This is a genomic window from Pseudomonas sp. NPDC087814, assembly GCF_044742865.1.
GTDB lineage: Bacteria > Pseudomonadota > Gammaproteobacteria > Pseudomonadales > Pseudomonadaceae > Aquipseudomonas.
This window is the reverse complement of sequence record NZ_JBIUVK010000044.1, coordinates 1-15,916: the sequence shown is the minus strand read 5'-3', so window position 1 is coordinate 15,916 and position 15,916 is coordinate 1. Positions and strand designations below refer to the sequence as shown.

Here is a 15,916-nt window from a genome sequence, read left to right as displayed (position 1 = left end):
AGCTGCACCCGCTCTTCAGGCGGGTGCGGCTGGCAGGTTGTTCAGCAGCTCAGGTAGCGCGTGCTGAACCGTGTCCCATACCACTTCAAGATTTATGTCGAAGTAACCATGGGCAATCCGGTTGCGCATCCCGCGCATACTGCGCCAAGGCACCTGCGGTTGGGCGGCTGCAAACTCTGGATGTTGATCCATTATTTTGGTCGACGCTTCGCCGATGATGATCAAACTCATGATCACGGCTTGTTGGGTACCCTTGTCTTCAAAAACTCAGGTTTGCTCACCCCGTCGACAAAGGTGATCGCGTCGGACGATGCCTGGCGCATGTGCTCCAGGTAGTCGCCAATCCGATTTGAGATCATACGGGCCGGGCCTCAGCCAAGACTTGAGCACGAAACTTCAGAGGCAGATCGCCAGGCGTCAGCAAATCGACGTTTACCCCGAGCAAGTCTTCCAACTCCACCTGCAGCCCACCAAGGTCAAAAAGGGTCGCTCCCGGTAGCGCATCAACCAGTAAATCGAGATCACTGCCGTCTTTATCAGTCCCCAACAAAACGGACCCAAACACCCTTGGGTTGGAGGTATGGAAACGTCCTACTACTTCACGCACGGCAGCCCTCTTGAGATCCAGGGCAGTTGAAGGTTTCATGGGGCACCTCTGCGGTATGCAATATCGGGCCAGTCTAGCAGTGCTTGGGATCAGGAAGCATGCCCACATGATCACACTGCTGTCTTCGTTCCGTCACATTCCATTGCTACCGTTCCGGCGAAACATATTGCAACAACTAACCCGCATGGACTCCCAGCAATGAGCGACGAGCACAAAGACCGCCCTTCCCAAGACATTGAAGCCAAACCGCCAGTCGACACCAGCCGGCGGCGCTTCCTGGGAGGCGCGGCCGTGCTGGGCGTGGGTGCGACCCTGAGTGCCTGCGGCAATACCAGCGAGGCACCCGGCAAGCCGGTGGATCGCCCGCTGACGCCGCAAGAGCTGGACAAGGCCTTGCACGAACAGGTTAAAACCGTGGTGGTGATCTACGCCGAAAACCGCAGCTTCAACAACCTGTTTGCGGATTTCCCCGGGGTCGAGAAACCATTGTCGGCCCTCGCCCCTGCGGACTATCAGCAGCGCGACCGCGACGGCAGCCTGCTGAGCACCCTGCCCCCGACCTGGGGCGGCGTGTTGCAAGTTGGCCCGCAGACCGTGGATGGCGTCACGTACCCCAGCGAAGTGCAATACCAGGAAAACCTGCCCAACGCTCCGTTCGCCCTCAAAGGCCCGAATGGCGAAGACCAGCCCCTGAGCCTGGTCACCCGGGATTTGTGGCACGTGTTCTATCAGAACCAGATGCAGATCAATGGCGGTAAAAACGATGCGTTCGTCGCCTGGGGCGACTCCGGCGGCCTGCTGATGGGCCATTACGCCCAGAGCCGTTACGCCCTGCGCTTGTGGGACGTGGCGAAGGAGTTTGTGCTTTGCGATAACTTCTTCCAGGGCGCGTTTGGCGGCTCGTTCCTCAACCACCAATACCTGATCAGTGCCACCCCGCCGGTGTACCCAAACGCTGCGCAATCGGTGGCCAAGGCACAGATCGCCACGCTGCAAAGCGACGACCCGACCGACCCGCGCCTCAAGCCTCTGGACAAGTCCCCGGCCAGCGCCATGACCGGCCCGCCGCAATTCGGCCCCAGCGCACTGACCCCGGACGGTTTCGGCGTGAACACCCTGGCCCCGCCTTACTGGCCTACCTGGATTCGCGACCCCGAGCGCCCGGATTACTCCAAGCCCGACTTGCCTAACGTGCTGGTGCCACAAACCCACGAGCACATCGGCGACAAACTGTCGAAAAAGAACGTCGACTGGGCCTGGTACGCCGGTGCGTGGCAAGCAACGCTGGATCAGTTCAAGGACTCGGGCGGCATTCCGAAGATTCCGAACTTCCAGTACCACCACCAGCCCTTCAACTACTTCAAGCAGCAAGGCCCGGAAAACCCGGCTGAGCGCAATAAACGCCTGCGCGATGGCGGCCTGGGGGATGACGCCAGCACCAACAAGTTCTTCGCCGATGCCCAGGCCGGCAAGCTGCCTGCGGTGACCTTCTACAAACCCCAGGGCAACCTGAATATGCACGCCGGTTACGCCGACGTCGCTTCGGGCGACCGGCATATCACCCGCGCCTTGAAGGTGCTGCAGGAAAGCCCGCAGTGGAAGAACATGGTGGTGATCGTCACCGTCGATGAAAACGGCGGCTGGTGGGACCACGTTGCACCGCCAAAAGGCGATCGTTGGGGCCCGGGCACGCGGATTCCGGCACTGGTGGTCTCGCCGTTCGCGCGCAAGGGCACGGTGGACCATACCGTCTACGACACCGCGTCGATCCTGCGTCTGATCACCCGGGTGTTCCAGCTGGAAACCCTCGACGGGCTCAAGCAGCGTGACGACGCCATGACCGCGCGCGGCCAGAAACCCATGGGTGACCTGACCAACGCCCTGCACTTCAAGGTGTAGACGCACTTGCTCAAAAGCGACAAGCGCGCAGTTTTTCTACGCGCTTTTCCCGGTCAACCGCTACTGTGTGAGGGTGGGCATTCACCCCGCGCAGACGGGCTTTCGCTGACAGGGAACCATCCATGTTCAAACTCACCAGGTTGTCCTTCACCCTGGCCGCACTGACCTTGAGTGCGGTCGTACAGGCTGATATCACCGTACCGCTGGGTACCCCGCAACGGGTCACCCAGTTGTTCGCGTACCCGAACAATTGCAGCGTCATCTGTTTTCGTCCCTGGACGCTGGAACAGACCGTCGAGCACTACCTGAACCAGAGCCTGCAACGCGACGGTTACAGCCGGGGCAAAGTCAGCGTCAAAACCGAGCATGACCAGGTGCTGGCCACGTTCAGCGGCGTGCCAGACGGTTATGGCCAGCCGTTGACCACCTTGCTCGATACCGCCGACCTGGCTTACCAGGGCGCCAGCAAACTCAATGGTGATGGCAAATGGCAGTTCAACTGGTACCTGTTCCTGCCGCTGGGCATGGCCCTGGAAAACCGCAAGAGCATCGAGCTGCTGCACTTCCCGCCGGATTATTCCCTGACCCACTTCCAGGACTACCTGGAGTCGGCCACCACCGACCGCTGGGCGACCTTGCTCACGGCCAACGGCATCCCGGCGACCCAGACGCCGGAATACCAGACCATCATCGACATCGCCCCGATCGCCGCCCCAGCCACGGCGGGCAAGGACCTGGAAGGCGTCTACGGTTACTTCACCGACTACCAGACCCGGATGGTCAAGGAGCTGAGCCAGCACGCGGGCGGCGCGTTGCCGATGGTGGCCTTCGGCGCGCCGGTGCGCAGCTGGATCAAGCAGCAATACGGGCAAACCGTTGCCGTACTGGGCCTGGCGCAAATCAGCCCGGCCGTCGGGAGCCAGGTCGCCGTACTGGGCGCCAATCACCCGAGCTACATCTGGTATGCCGCCAACCCCGACACCTACGACGGTGACGAGCAAAAGGCCGACGAGGCCGGTTTGAAGGTGATGGGCCAGGACTTGAGCGCCGCCTGCTGGCAGGCCTCGATGGGCCAGAAGCCCGCCAGCGATCCGAATGTGCAGCTCAAAGGCTGCATGAACACCTGGCAGGTAACGCGCAAGGAGCAGACCTGCGAACTGTTCTACACCTCTATCCGCGAGCTGACGCCCGATCAAGCGAACGCCAAGTGTGCCCAGCCGGCGATCAAAACCCAGCTGAGGCAATTGAAAAGCGCAGTGCCAGAACCGGCGATTGAAGCACCGGCGCTCTGAAGCAGGCTGCCAGAAGGGCGTTTTCCTACATAAAAGATAGCCAATTTCTACTGTCAGATTTGACAGTAGAAATTGGCTCCCACTTAAGCGAGTCTTGAGCCGCGCCCATCCGCTGCAAGACTGGCAGTCAAGACACCACCGGCAGGTCGATGCAGCCCCTCCTGGAGAGTCATGAAAACTCAAGCCATGGACAAGGCTAAAACCGCTGTGAGCAAGTGTCTTTACCCGTTCGCGACCGCCCTCGCCGAACACGGCTACCCCCGCGCTCGCGACTATGAAGTGGTGCGTACCCGAGACGGTTCAGGCGACGGAATCAAGACCCGCGTCGCCTTTGACAGCCGCCTGTGTATCGCCAGGGTGTCCGGCTACGCATTGAATGAGCGGCGCCTGCATACGGTGCAGATGTCCTCGCGTATCCACTTGTACGACCCTTGGTTCAGCGGCCTGCTTTCGCATTCATGCAACCCGAACGCGTTTCTCGACATGACGTACCTGGAACTGTGGTCCGTTCAGCCCATTCCCGCTGGTGCCCTGCTGACCATGGATTACGCCCACACCGAGGACGTATTGTTCCGACAGTTTCGCTGCCAGTGCGGCGAGCTCAACTGTCGGGGCTGGATCACCGGCATGAAGGAGCCGTTGAATCCCGAGGGTCAGCAATTCATGGAGCAGTGGCGCGAACGCAAAAGCCCTTAGACCGCACCCAGCGGGCGCAGGCGGTATTGCGGCGGCAATTGCTCGAAGCCACTGATGGTGGTGTTCAGGCTTTTCCAGCGGCCGTCCTTGATCCCGTAAATGCAGCCATGAACCGACAGGCTCTGCCCGCGGTGCCAGGCATTCTGCACGATGCTGGTGTGGCCGACGTTGGCCACCTGCTGGATCACGTTCAGTTCGCACAGGCGGTCTACGCGTTCCTCTTCCGTGGGCAACTGGGCCAGCACGTCGCGGTTTTCGTAGTACAGGTCACGGATGGTGCGCAGCCAGCCGTCGATCAGGCCCAACTGGTTGTCCTGCATCGAAGCTCGTACGCCACCGCAGCCATAGTGGCCGGTCACCAGGATGTGTTTGACCTTGAGCACGTCGACTGCGTACTGGATCACCGACAGGCAATTGAGGTCGGTGTGCAATACCACGTTGGCCACGTTGCGGTGCACAAACAGGTCGCCAGGCAGCATGCCGACGATCTCGTTGGCCGGTACCCGGGCGTCGGAACAGCCGATCCACAGGTATTCCGGGGTTTGCTGGCGGGCGAGCTTGGCGAAGAATTCGGGATCTTCCTGTTTGATCGCATCCGCCCAGCGTTCGTTGTTATCAAGCAAGTCTTGTAGTTCGTTCATCAGGGAAAGCCTCAGGAATGATGCGCAGTTTTGACACTCGACCGCCCGTCCGGGTCACGCCAACAATAAAGATAGCCGGCGGCAATTTCTTGAATCTTGGGGAGCCATGCCTGTCCACACACTATAAGCCCCACAGTATGAGGAATCGCCATGACTGAATCACGACGTCCCTACGGCGCTACACAGCCGGAACCGATTGATGACAACGAAGATCGCATGGGCGAAATGCGCGAGCTGGATTTTGACAAGGAGGAGCCGACTGCGGAAATCGGCGACGAAATTCCGCCTCGGGAGCGTGAGCACCTGATGCCCGACGAACGGGTGCGCGAAGCCGGGATGACCGGTGCTTCCACTGACGATCATGATTCAACCGATGATGACATGAGCCCGGAAACGCTGATCCATGAGGATGGTGCGCGGGATGCGCAGGAAGCAGGTGAAGACCATCCGGCGGATTACGATTTGAGTATCGTCGATGAAGACGAGATCGGCGGCGGCAATGGCCTGGATGAGGCCGAGTTGGCCGATATCGATCCAGTAGACGGCAACCGCTGACACCCTGCCGAACTGAATGTGGGAGCGGGCTTGCTCGCTCCCACCAAGCCCGCTCCCACATTGGGCCCTGTGTTTAGTCGACCAGGGTGCAGGCCATCACGACCGCATCTTCGCGGCCACCGACGGCGGGGTAATAATCCCGCCGACGGCCAATTTCGTTGAAACCATAACGCTCGTACAGCCGGAACGCGCCGGTGTTGCTGTCGCGCACTTCCAGGAAACATTCCCGCGCCTTGGCCTCGTAGGCCCGGGACATCAGGTGCTCCAGCAAGCTCAAGCCCAGGCCACGGCCCTGGTTTTCCGGCTTGACGGTGATGTTCAGCAAATGCGCTTCATCGAGGATGATCTGCACCACCCCGTGACCCACCTGCTGCTCACCTTCGAACATCAGCCAGATTTGGTATTTGCCCAGCCCGTCGAGAAAAATCCCGCGGGTCCAGGGGTGGCTGAACGCTGCGTATTCGATCTTCAGTACAGCGTCGAGGTCCGCCTCGGTCATCGGGCGGAAGGATAAAGCTTCACTCATCGGTACTTTTCCAGCGCGCCATCAGCCGGCGCATGGCTTGCCAGACATCAGCCTTACGCTGTGGCTCTTCCATTAATAGTTCCAGGCCCGGCAGGGCCCAGACGGAGCCCAGGCCTTCGACCTGCAGTTCGCGGTACCAGGCCTCGGCATTCGCTTCGCCGGCAAAACGCACGGCGGGCAGGCCGATCAGCCACAGGCACACGCAGGGTTCGTCTTCCAGGCGCGCCGAGACAAAACCTTGCACAAAATCCCGTGCAGCTTCCGGGCCCTGGTCCATGGTGCCCCGGGCCAGCAGCGGCCAGCGCACCGGCTCGCCAACGATTTGCGGACTGTCGGGCAGGCCGGCGGCGCGCAACATGTCCTTGAGCAGCAGATAGGCCGGGTCGCGGGCCTGGAAGCGCTCGCCTGTGGGTAACTCCACCAGCAGCAGGCAACGCCCGGCCCGCAGCAGTTGCAGGGCAAAGCGTGGCGGCGGCACGACCGGAGCCTTGACCACGGCAGGCGCCTCTTCGGCGACGACCGGCTTGGCCACCGGCGACGGGCGCGGCACTTCGACCTTTGGCCGGACCACCGGGGTTTCTGCCACGGGCTTGACCAGCGGCACCGGCGCAGCCGCCTCCTCACCCGAAGGCTCGAAAGCCTCGAACGGTTCCGGGGCCTCCAGCAGCTCGGGCCGCGAAGGGGCGGCGAACGGTAATTCAGTGCGCGGCAGCCAGTTGACCACCTGCATGGCGGTCAAGTAAGCGCGACGTCGGGACTCGATAAGCAAAGGTCGGCCACTTGTGGATAACTAAAGAACAGGGATTCTACCGCCCTTCGACGAAGATCGCCCGCAGTTGATCGTTCCGGTGAGCGCCTCACGACCGGCTGTGGATAAATCCCGGCACCGATGCAGTACAATCGCTGCTTTTAATCGCTAACCAGCCGGCCATTCCGATGATCGAACCCAAGCGCGTCTTGCGCGCCCTCGCCGAACACTGGGCCCTGCTTGAGCCACTGTGCGAACACTTCGACCAAGGCACCCTGAGCCTCAGCGAACTGCGCGCCCAGTTGGCCGCCCAACAACTGGACAGCACGCCACAGGACATCACCAGCCTGCTGGACGTGTGGATTCGCCTGGATATCCTGGTGCCTGTCGCCAAGAGCCCGAACCGTTTCGAGCTCAACGCACAGATCCACGACTTCCTGGCGTATCTTCGCAAGGAGCACCGGCTAGGCCTGTGCCTGGAAATCGAAGCCTACCTGCGCCACCTTGAGCGCCTGGCGGGTTATATCCAGGACGCCTTCGACATCCGCGACGGCCATGACCTGGCGCGCCAATTGCGCCTGCTGGACATGCGCGTGCGCGACGTGCTGAAAAAACTCGCCAACGACGAACAGGCCCTCGCTGCCGTGGCCGATCGCGCCAAGACCAGCGACCGGCAGATCCCGTTGCGCCAGCGCTACGCCGAAGTACTGGCGACCTGGGACGAATACGTCGAGCCGATGATTCAACTGGTGAACGCCGACGGCGCCTTCGAACAGGGCGTGCGCAAGGTGGAAAACGTACTGTTGCGCATGCTTACCGAGCAGCAGCGCCTCGGCCACCTGGTGGATGACGACATGCTGCTGCGCACCCACGCGCGCATCCTCGAAATGCAGACCAGCGCCCAACTGACCTTGCGTCACGCCCGGGAACTGCTGCTGCCGTTGCGGGAAGAAGCGCGCCGGCACAACGCCGTGACCCGTGGCGCGGCGCTGGCCTTGTCGGCGATTCGCCGCAAGGGCCTGGACGCGGTGCCGCAAGCGGCGATGCCGATGTTCACCCGGCCGCAAAGCACCTTTCTTGGCAGTGCCAGCCAGGTCGAAGCCTACGTGTACGCCCTGGCCAACTTCGAACCGAAGCCGGCGCGTTTCCCCAAGGCGCATAAATCCCACAAGGGCGAAGCCCCTCGCGCACCGCGCACGGTCAAGGAAATGCTCGAGCGCTGTGAAGACGCGCTGCCGATGCCGGACCTGATGACCTGGCTGCTGGAGCAGGAACCGGACGGCGCAACCGACGAGTTGCTGTACTGGTTCTCACGCCTGTCGCGGGAAAAACGCTTCAAGCGTGAACGTCTGGAACGACGGGATTACCACACTCACGAGCACCAGGTCAGCCTGCGCTCATTCGCCCTGCTTCCAGCCAGTATTGATACGGCCGGGAATTCTGCGAGCACCCCTCATGCATCTTGATCTATCCGAACTGTCCCAGCTGGCGCCGATCTTTCGCGAGCTGTTCAAGGGTTACCACGTCAGCCGCCGCGACCCGGAGCTGTACGCCCAACTGTCGAACTTCCAGGACCAGTACCGCACGTTGTTCAAGGCCCTGGGCTTTGAGTTGGTGTGCGACACGCGGGGTTTCTACTACTTCGTGCCGGACTCGGCCGTGGCCGCCGCGCAGGTCAACAAGACCGCCCAGCGCCTGGCGTTGTTCACCTTCATCATCGTCGAGCACCTGGCCGACCAGGGCCGCGACCCGATCGCCGTGCTCGACGGTGGCAGCCTGGGCCGTGACGAACTACCGTCGTTGCTGGAAAAGTACCGCGACCTGTTTATCCAGGCCGAAGTGCAGACCGTCGAGGAACTGGAAGAAAAAATCATGCGCCGCATGACCCAGCTGGGTTTTGCCGGTGAAGAGAACGGCATCTACCGCTTCCTGCCGCCGATGCACCGCTTCCTCGATGTGTGCCTCTCGGTCCAGCAAGACCGCGACCTGGCCGCGAGCATCCACAGCGTATTGCCGTTGCCGGCCCCGGTGATCATCGACGAAGACAGCGATGAAAAACTGCTGAAGACCGATGACCCGCTGGACTTGAGTGACTTTGCAGAAGAAAGCGAAGAAGACGCCCTGGCCCGCGCCATTGCCGAAGAACAGGAGACCGACGCATGAGCAAGGAACGCTACGGCATTCGCCGCTTCGCCCTTTTGAACACCGCCGGTTACAGCTTGGGCCTGTTCCCGCTGGAAGAACCGCTGTCGGTGTACGGCGCGAACAACCTTGGCAAATCGGCGTCGATCAACGCCTTGCAGTTCCCGATTCTGGCGCGCATGTCGGACATGAGTTTCGGCAAGTACACCCTGGAGCAATCCCGGCGTTTCTACTTTGCCACCGACACCAGCTACATCCTCGTGGAAGTCTCGCTTCCCCATGGCCCGCACGTGATCGGCGTGGTCGGTCGCGGCCCGGGCGGTGGTTTCGGTCACCAGTTCTTTGCCTACGCCGGCAAGCTGGACCTGGCGCACTACCAGAAGAACGACACCTGCCTGCGCCAGAAAGAGCTGTTCACCAACCTTGAGCGCGAAGGCCTGAAAGCCTATGAGCTCAAGCCCGATGAGCTGCGGCGTTTGCTGGTGGGCGGCCATACGTCGATCCCGCTGGACCTGACCCTGATTCCGCTGCGCTCCACCAGCGAGCAGAGCCTGAAGACCTTCCGCGCGCTGTTTATCAATTTGCTGCACATGCGGGAAATCACCGCGGCCAAGTTGAAGCAGCTGTTTCTGGATGCGTTCGAACACAGCCTGCGTTCCGGCAGTGTCGATTACATCGCGGCGTGCGAAGAAGCCTTCCGCGATGTACGACGCATGGAGCAGGACTACAACTCGCTGGTGGCTGCCGGCCCCCTGGTAGAAGCCTTGGCCAACGGCGTGAAGCAGCGGGACATTCTGCGGGGCAAGCTGCATCGCCTGTCACCGCTGCTGGATTCGTTGCTGGGCACCTGGTCGGACTACGCCAGTGCGCGCAAGGAAGAACTGACGATCCAGGCCGAGCATTACCGCAACGAGCAGGATTCGCTGCAGAACGACCAGCGCGGCGGCACTCAGGAGCTGATGCGCCTGGAGCGGGAAATCAGCGGGATTCAGCGCTGGCTGGGTGAGCTGTCAGTGCTCAAGCACCGCTTCGCGCTGGTGGATGACGTCAAGGTGCTGGAGCAGCAACTGCTGGCCGCCAAGGATGCTCACGATGAACTGGCCGGGGCCTTGGCGCAGTCGCGTCAGTTCAGCGCCGAGGATCTGGACGAACGTCTGCGGGACCTGGAAAAACGCCTGAAGTCGGTGAAGCAGCAACTCGATCACGCCGACAACAACAGCTACGCCAAGCTGCGGGAAGAATTCTCGCAGCAGGATGTCGAGCGTCTGATGCGCCTGTTCAACAGTTCGCTGTTCAGCTTGCCGCTGGGTGAGCATGGCATCACGCTGGACGAGGACGGCCTGTGGGTGAAATCCCTGGAGCAGATCCTTGATGGCTTCAAGGGCGAGCGTTTTGAAGTGCCGGGGCTGGCCATCGACATCTCGCACATCGAGCCACCGGCGTTGCAGGCACTGGCTGACCGCGCCGCGTTGCGCGACCAGAAAGAGCGTCTGGAAAAAGAACTCAAGCAACTGAAAACCCAGCAAGCCGTGGCGGCCGACCGCGCGGCGAGCAAGACCCAGACTGAAGCGCTGTACCAACAGGTACTGGACGCGCAGAAGGCGCTGGAAGATTTCCGCCGTGCACAAACCCTGAGCGCCGAGGAAGGCGAGAAGCTGGAAAGCCTGGCGCAGATGGAAGCGGCCCAGGACGAATTGAAACGCTCCAGCGATGCGTTTACCGAGCGCGTCCAGCAACTGTCGGCCAAGCTGCAATTGGTAGGCCGGCAGATTGGTGATATGGAAGCCAAGCAGCGCACCCTGGATGACGCATTGCGTCGTCGCCAGTTGCTGCCGGCAGACTTGCCGTTTGGTACGCCGTTCATGGACCCGGTCGACGATTCCATGGACAACCTGCTGCCGCTGCTCAATGACTACCAGGACAGCTGGCAAGGCCTGCTGCGCGCTGATGGCCAGATCGACGCGCTGTACGCACAGGTGCGCCTCAAGGGCGTGGCCAAGTTCGACAGTGAAGACGATATGGAGCGCCGCCTGCACCTGCTGATCAACGCTTACGCGCACCGTACCGATGAAGCCCTGACCCTGGGCAAGGCCCGGCGGGCGGCGGTCACGGATATCGCGCGCACCTTGCGCAATATCCGCAGCGACTACGACAGCCTTGAGCACCAGTTGGCGTTGTTCAACCGTGAGATCAACAAGCGCCAGGTGTCCAACCTGCAGAGCTTCCGCATCGTGCTCGCGCCGAACAAGGAAGCCCTCAAGCATATCGACCAGATCATCCACAGTGCCGGTCAGTATGAAGAAGGCGAAACCCTGTCGGTGTTCGATCTGGGCCAGAGCGCCGAGCAGGACAACAAGAACGAGGAAGCCAAGGAATACCTGGCGCGCCTGGTTGCGGCCAACCATAACCAGTTGGGCCTCAAGGACTTGTTCGAACTGGCGTTCGAGATCACCAAGGTCAACGGCCAGCCGATCATTCACACCGACATCGATGGCGCCGCCTCCAACGGCACCACCATGACCATCAAGGCGCTGACCAACATGTATTTGTTGCTGCACTTGATGGACCGCGACCAGGCCGGTCGTGTGCGCCTGCCGTACTACCTCGATGAAGCCGCGGACATCGATGAGAAGAACCAGGCGGCATTGCTGGAGACCAGCTTGCAACTGGGCTTCGTGCCGATTCTGGCGAGTGTGAAGCCGCAGGTTTCCGCCCAGGTGGCGATCGACCTGGAAGGCGGCAGCGGGCCGAACGGGATCTACATTGATGAAGCGGACTGGAAGTACATCCGTCGTCACGATGTGGTGAAGGCGACGGTGAATGTGCAGGCGGATGAGCCGGAGCTGGATGAGGTTTAATCAGTTGCGCTGAAATGCAAAAAGGCCGCGATCTTCTGGATCGCGGCCTTTTTTTGGTGTTTTTGAGGGCCTCTTCGCGAGCAAGCCCGCTCCCACATTCAATCGGGTTCCTTCAATGGGAACTGGGTCAAATGTGGGAGCGGGCTTGCTCGCGAAGGCCGCGCCTCGGTCTATTTGCCGAGTGGGATTTTAGGCGCCCAGGTCAGCCATTCATCTTCAAACTTGTCGAACAGCGGGAAGGTCTGCTGGGGCCGTGCAGCGTTGCCCATACGCTCGCCGTCCGGCGTGGCAAAGGCGATGCCGCCGGCGACCAGGGTCTCCAGGGACTCCGTGCGAACAGTCGCGCCCTTGAACAAGCCGAAGTCGAGCCCGAAGCCGCTGGTGTTCCAGAACCGGCTGCCACTGCGCACCAGAGGCGCGTACTTGGGCTCGATCAGGATGTGAACCAGCACACGGTCGGCGGTCTGGCCCAGCTCGTAGCCGGTAACTTTGCCTACGGTGACTTCGCGGTAAGTGACCGGAACGCCTTCCTTCAACGAGCCACGGCGTGCGGCGCTGAGTACCAGGCTCAGGCCCTCCTCCTGATGAACGGCTTCTGGCGGCTTGTCCAGCGCGACGAAACTCTTCTGTGGGCCGATGCTTTTGGTCGCTGGCTGTACTTCGATGTACTGGCCGGTCACCAGGGTTTCCAGGTTCGACGTTTTCATCAGGCCCAGTTCAGGCTTGACCACCCAGAACTGACTGCCGGCCCGTGCGATGCGGTCGGCCACCTGGGTGATACGCGCGCTGAGCAGCACCGATTGCATGTCGGCGCTCAGGTCGACACTTTCGATCTTGCCTACGTCCAGGCCCTTGAAGCGCACTGGCGTACCCGGGCGCAGGCCATCGGCGCGGTCGACCTTGATGGTCACCAACGTACCGTGCTGGTTGGCGGCTTCGCGATCCGGGAACAGACGGAAACGCGGGATGCGCTTTTTCAGCGGCACATTCGGCTCCGGGGTTTCGAAGGCGATACCGCCCGCCATCAGGCTGGCCAGGGATTCGCTTTTCACCTGGATGCCGCCGGTAAGCCCACCGGTCAGGGTCACGCCGCTGGCATTCCAGAAACGGGTCGAGCCATTGACCAGGCCTTCGTATTCTTTCTCGATATGGACGCCGATCACCAGTTGCTTGTTCTTGCGGGAGAACTGGTAGCTCTGCACGGAACCGACCTTGACCTGCTTGTAGAGGATCGGGCTGCCGACATCCAGGGAACCGAGGTTGTCGGTGAAGAGCACCATGTGCAGGCCGGGGGAACGCAGGTCCAGTGGCGGCGCCTTGGCCCGGGCGACGTACTCCCGTTGTGGCGCGGTGCCCTTGTCGCCGGGACGGATGGCGATGTAGTTACCTTTGACCAACGCTTCCAGCCCGGTGATGCCCGCCAGGGAGATAGACGGCTTGACCACCCAGAATTGGGTGTCCTGGACGAGGTAGTCTTCGGCCAGTGGGTCGAGGGTCAACTCGGCATTGGCGCTGGACAGGTCCGGGTCGATCTTCAGGGTCTTCAGGCTGCCGACCTGGATGCCTTTGTACATCACCGGGGTGCGGCCCGCCTGGAGGCCTTCGAAGTCGGTGAGTTTGACTTTGACCTTGATGCCCGCCGCGGCCGCATCGAAATCTTCGTAAAGGCGGAACGGCAGGCTCGGGTCCGTCGGTGGGCTGTCCTTGCGGTTCTCCGGCGTGGCGAAGGCGATACCGCCGGCAACGATGCTGGCCAGGGATTCACTGCGGACTTTTACGCCGGAAAGGTTGGCGTCGATGCTGATGCCGCTGGCGTTCCAGAAACGCGTGTGTTTGCGCACCAGGCTGGCGTAGGTCGGCTCGATGTAAACCTTGATTTCAACGGTGGTCTGGTCTTCGGAGAGCAGGTAGCTTTTGACCTGGCCGACCTGGATCTGCTTGTAGAACACCGGGCTGCCACGGTTCAGCGAGCCGAGTCGATCAGCTTTGATCGTCAGGTGCAGGCCGGGCTTGGCGTCGGATAAAGGCGGTTCTTCGGACAGGGCCTTGAACTTGCGCGTCGGCTCACCATCGCCTGGGCTGGCGGCGATGTAGTTACCCGAGACCAGGGTTTCCAGGCCGGTGATCCCGGCCAGGCTGACACTTGGTTTTACCAGCCAGAAGCGGGTGTTGGTCTTGAGGTATTGCTCCACATCCTTGTTCATCTCGATGGTAGCAATCACCCCGCGATTGTTACCTTCGTCATCCAGGGCCAGGGTCTTGACCTTACCCACGGGCATGCCTTTGTAGACCACTTCGGTCTTGTTGGCCTGGATGCCTTCGCCGCTTTCAAAGCGTACCTGAATCTCGATGCCTTGCTGGTTGTACGCACGCCATCCCAACCAGCCACCGATGATCAGGGCAATCAGGGGCAGCACCCAAATGGCCGACCAGTTTGAAGCTGGGCGGGTTTTAGCCTTAGGCAAATCACTCATGGTCGTCGTCCGACTCCGTGTTATCCCAAATCAGTCGGGGATCAAAAGTTACTGCGGCAAGCATCGTCAAGATCACCACACTGGCGAACGCTACGGCACCGAGATTGGCCTCGACACTGGCAAGTCGCCCAAAGTTTACGACTGCCACCAGGATGGCAATCACGAAGATATCCAGCATGGACCAGCGGCCAATGAACTCGATAAAGCGGTACATGATAATGCGTTGTTGCGCGGAAAGTGGCTGGTGACGCTGCACCGAAAACAGTAACAAGCCGATGCCCACCAGCTTGAAGGTGGGCACCAGAATGCTGGCGATGAACACTACAGCGGCGATCGGGAACATGCCGTGCTGCATCAACTGGATCACGCCGGACATGATGGTGCTCGGATCGCCTTGGCCCAGGGAGCTTACGGTCATGATCGGCAACAAATTGGCCGGGATGTACAAGATGGCTGCCGTGATCAGCAGCGCCCAGGTGCGCGTCAGGCTGTTCGGACGACGGGCGTGGACCAGCGCGCCGCAACGGGTGCAGGTTTGCTCGTCGGTGTCCGGGTCTTGTTTGTTTAGTTCGTGGCATTCGGTACAGATCAGAATGCCCGCATCAATCGCCCGCATGAGCATCCTCTCCTGACAGCGCTTCCCAGATCTGGTGAGGTGACATGACCACCTCCAGCAGTATCTGGACCATTAACAGACTTACGAAGCAGGCCAGGCCCAGCCCAACGGTGATGGTGGCCATGTCGGCCAGCTTTACGATCGCCACCAGCACGCCCATCAGGTAGACCTCGAGCATCCCCCAGTCTTTCAGATGATGGTAGATGCGATAAAACAGCAGACCGTAGCTACGGCCGATGTTCCAGCGGATGCTCAGCAATACCGCCAGTTGGCACAGGAGCTTGAGCAATGGAATGCCCATGCTGCAGAGGAACACCACCACGGCGACTCCCTGCATGCCGGTGTCGAACAGGCCGACGACGCCGGTCCATACGGTGTCCTGCGAGGACTGCCCGAGTAGATTGAGCTGCATGATGGGTAAAAAGTTCGCGGGGACGTACAACAATAGCGCCGCAAGCACTAACGCCAGGCTTCGTTCAACGACGTTGTGGCGGTGAGCGTACAGCTCGTAGCCGCAGCGCGGGCATTGGGCCTTCTCACCGCGGGCAAGCTCCGGCTTGCGCATCAACAAGTCGCACTCATGGCATGCCACGAGTTCGTCCAGCGGTAAGTCTGACGCCTCAAGGGCATCAACCGGGTCGGGCATATAGGGCTCGGACTCTAAAAAAGATTAGGTGCCTATTCTAGTGTTCTGGTTCAGAAATAACTGTGCAAATTTGTCGGGGTGCCGCTGTATATCGAGCATGTCGGTAAAGTTTCCGACCGCCCAAAACAAAACCCCTGACTGCATAAGCAATCAGGGGTTCTGGAATTTAATCTTGACGATGACCTACTCTCACATGGGGAAACCCCACACTACCAT

General features: G+C 60.9%; 14 protein-coding genes and 1 pseudogene. 7 read left to right on the top strand and 8 right to left on the bottom strand.

Features of this window, described 5'->3' with window-relative positions; genetic code table 11:
* Positions 1 to 15 precede the first annotated feature (15 nt).
* Both ACIOMR_RS24350 and ACIOMR_RS24345 read right to left on the bottom strand, forming a co-directional pair.
* Positions 16 to 359, bottom strand: a pseudogene (locus ACIOMR_RS24350) (DUF86 domain-containing protein).
* Positions 356 to 646, bottom strand: coding sequence for a nucleotidyltransferase family protein (locus ACIOMR_RS24345; RefSeq protein WP_003214393.1), 291 nt, complete (start codon positions 644 to 646; stop codon positions 356 to 358). Before ACIOMR_RS24345 ends, ACIOMR_RS24350 begins: the two are co-directional and overlap by 4 nt.
* Positions 647 to 805: 159 nt before the next feature.
* Between ACIOMR_RS24345 and acpA the strand changes: the two genes are divergently transcribed.
* From acpA to ACIOMR_RS24330, 3 genes are all read left to right on the top strand, one after another.
* Positions 806 to 2,506: an acid phosphatase gene (gene acpA, locus ACIOMR_RS24340; RefSeq protein WP_102604740.1), complete on the top strand. Its 1,701-nt coding sequence runs from the start codon at positions 806 to 808 to the stop codon at positions 2,504 to 2,506.
* A gap of 122 nt (positions 2,507 to 2,628) precedes the next feature.
* A complete protein-coding gene (locus ACIOMR_RS24335) occupies positions 2,629 to 3,798 on the top strand; it encodes a hypothetical protein (RefSeq protein WP_177047080.1) in 1,170 nt (389 codons plus the stop codon).
* 171 nt (positions 3,799 to 3,969) lie between these two features.
* Positions 3,970 to 4,494 carry a hypothetical protein gene (locus ACIOMR_RS24330; RefSeq protein WP_003214386.1) on the top strand — a complete coding sequence of 175 codons (525 nt, stop codon included), beginning with the start codon at positions 3,970 to 3,972 and terminating at the stop codon, positions 4,492 to 4,494.
* Here ACIOMR_RS24330 and can read toward each other — a convergent pair.
* Positions 4,491 to 5,135, bottom strand: a complete 645-nt coding sequence (gene can / locus ACIOMR_RS24325; RefSeq protein ID WP_003214385.1) for a carbonate dehydratase — start codon at positions 5,133 to 5,135, stop codon at positions 4,491 to 4,493. The genes ACIOMR_RS24330 and can overlap by 4 nt on opposite strands.
* 150 nt (positions 5,136 to 5,285) lie before the next feature.
* On the opposite strand from can, the gene ACIOMR_RS24320 reads away from it, so the two are divergent.
* Positions 5,286 to 5,690, top strand: coding sequence for a hypothetical protein (locus tag ACIOMR_RS24320; protein WP_003214383.1), 405 nt, complete (start codon positions 5,286 to 5,288; stop codon positions 5,688 to 5,690).
* Positions 5,691 to 5,763: 73 nt separating this feature from the next.
* Here the strand turns inward: ACIOMR_RS24320 and rimI are convergent, their stop codons facing one another.
* Together rimI and ACIOMR_RS24310 are read right to left on the bottom strand one after the other, a co-directional pair.
* Positions 5,764 to 6,216: a ribosomal protein S18-alanine N-acetyltransferase gene (gene rimI / locus ACIOMR_RS24315; RefSeq protein ID WP_003214382.1), complete on the bottom strand. Its 453-nt coding sequence runs from the start codon at positions 6,214 to 6,216 to the stop codon at positions 5,764 to 5,766.
* Entirely contained in the window at positions 6,209 to 6,946 is a 738-nt protein-coding gene (locus ACIOMR_RS24310) for a hypothetical protein (RefSeq protein ID WP_003214379.1), read from the bottom strand. The genes rimI and ACIOMR_RS24310 overlap by 8 nt, the downstream gene beginning before the upstream one ends.
* A gap of 206 nt (positions 6,947 to 7,152) precedes the next feature.
* On the opposite strand from ACIOMR_RS24310, the gene mksB reads away from it, so the two are divergent.
* The 3 genes from mksB to mksF are packed head-to-tail and all read left to right on the top strand — an operon-like array spanning position 7,153 to position 11,964.
* Complete coding sequence (gene mksB, locus ACIOMR_RS24305) at positions 7,153 to 8,430, top strand: Mks condensin complex protein MksB (RefSeq protein ID WP_003214377.1); 1,278 nt, start codon at positions 7,153 to 7,155, stop codon at positions 8,428 to 8,430.
* Positions 8,420 to 9,127, top strand: a complete 708-nt coding sequence (gene mksE / locus ACIOMR_RS24300; protein ID WP_003214375.1) for an Mks condensin complex protein MksE — start codon at positions 8,420 to 8,422, stop codon at positions 9,125 to 9,127. Before mksB ends, mksE begins: the two co-directional genes overlap by 11 nt.
* Positions 9,124 to 11,964: an Mks condensin complex protein MksF gene (mksF, locus tag ACIOMR_RS24295; protein ID WP_401196812.1), complete on the top strand. Its 2,841-nt coding sequence runs from the start codon at positions 9,124 to 9,126 to the stop codon at positions 11,962 to 11,964. Before mksE ends, mksF begins: the two co-directional genes overlap by 4 nt.
* 170 nt (positions 11,965 to 12,134) lie before the next feature.
* On the opposite strand, the gene ACIOMR_RS24290 is transcribed toward mksF, so the two are convergent.
* The 3 genes from ACIOMR_RS24290 to ACIOMR_RS24280 are packed head-to-tail and all read right to left on the bottom strand — an operon-like array spanning position 12,135 to position 15,700.
* Complete coding sequence (locus ACIOMR_RS24290; protein ID WP_177047085.1) at positions 12,135 to 14,438, bottom strand: PqiB family protein; 2,304 nt, start codon at positions 14,436 to 14,438, stop codon at positions 12,135 to 12,137.
* Entirely contained in the window at positions 14,431 to 15,054 is a 624-nt protein-coding gene (locus tag ACIOMR_RS24285; protein WP_003214366.1) for a paraquat-inducible protein A, read from the bottom strand. Before ACIOMR_RS24285 ends, ACIOMR_RS24290 begins: the two co-directional genes overlap by 8 nt.
* The gene (locus ACIOMR_RS24280; RefSeq protein ID WP_003214364.1) at positions 15,041 to 15,700 is read right to left on the bottom strand and encodes a paraquat-inducible protein A; all 660 of its coding nucleotides are present in this window, start codon (positions 15,698 to 15,700) and stop codon (positions 15,041 to 15,043) included. Before ACIOMR_RS24280 ends, ACIOMR_RS24285 begins: the two co-directional genes overlap by 14 nt.
* Positions 15,701 to 15,916: the final 216 nt, after the last annotated feature.

Coding starts and splice junctions, on each gene's coding strand:
- ACIOMR_RS24345 (WP_003214393.1), bottom strand. CDS start 646: ATGAAACCTTCAACTGCCCTGGATCTCAAGAGGGCTGCCGTGCGTGAA.
- acpA (WP_102604740.1), top strand. CDS start 806: ATGAGCGACGAGCACAAAGACCGCCCTTCCCAAGACATTGAAGCCAAA.
- ACIOMR_RS24335 (WP_177047080.1), top strand. CDS start 2,629: ATGTTCAAACTCACCAGGTTGTCCTTCACCCTGGCCGCACTGACCTTG.
- ACIOMR_RS24330 (WP_003214386.1), top strand. CDS start 3,970: ATGAAAACTCAAGCCATGGACAAGGCTAAAACCGCTGTGAGCAAGTGT.
- can (WP_003214385.1), bottom strand. CDS start 5,135: ATGAACGAACTACAAGACTTGCTTGATAACAACGAACGCTGGGCGGAT.
- ACIOMR_RS24320 (WP_003214383.1), top strand. CDS start 5,286: ATGACTGAATCACGACGTCCCTACGGCGCTACACAGCCGGAACCGATT.
- rimI (WP_003214382.1), bottom strand. CDS start 6,216: ATGAGTGAAGCTTTATCCTTCCGCCCGATGACCGAGGCGGACCTCGAC.
- ACIOMR_RS24310 (WP_003214379.1), bottom strand. CDS start 6,946: ATGCAGGTGGTCAACTGGCTGCCGCGCACTGAATTACCGTTCGCCGCC.
- mksB (WP_003214377.1), top strand. CDS start 7,153: ATGATCGAACCCAAGCGCGTCTTGCGCGCCCTCGCCGAACACTGGGCC.
- mksE (WP_003214375.1), top strand. CDS start 8,420: ATGCATCTTGATCTATCCGAACTGTCCCAGCTGGCGCCGATCTTTCGC.
- mksF (WP_401196812.1), top strand. CDS start 9,124: ATGAGCAAGGAACGCTACGGCATTCGCCGCTTCGCCCTTTTGAACACC.
- ACIOMR_RS24290 (WP_177047085.1), bottom strand. CDS start 14,438: ATGAGTGATTTGCCTAAGGCTAAAACCCGCCCAGCTTCAAACTGGTCG.
- ACIOMR_RS24285 (WP_003214366.1), bottom strand. CDS start 15,054: ATGCGGGCGATTGATGCGGGCATTCTGATCTGTACCGAATGCCACGAA.
- ACIOMR_RS24280 (WP_003214364.1), bottom strand. CDS start 15,700: ATGCCCGACCCGGTTGATGCCCTTGAGGCGTCAGACTTACCGCTGGAC.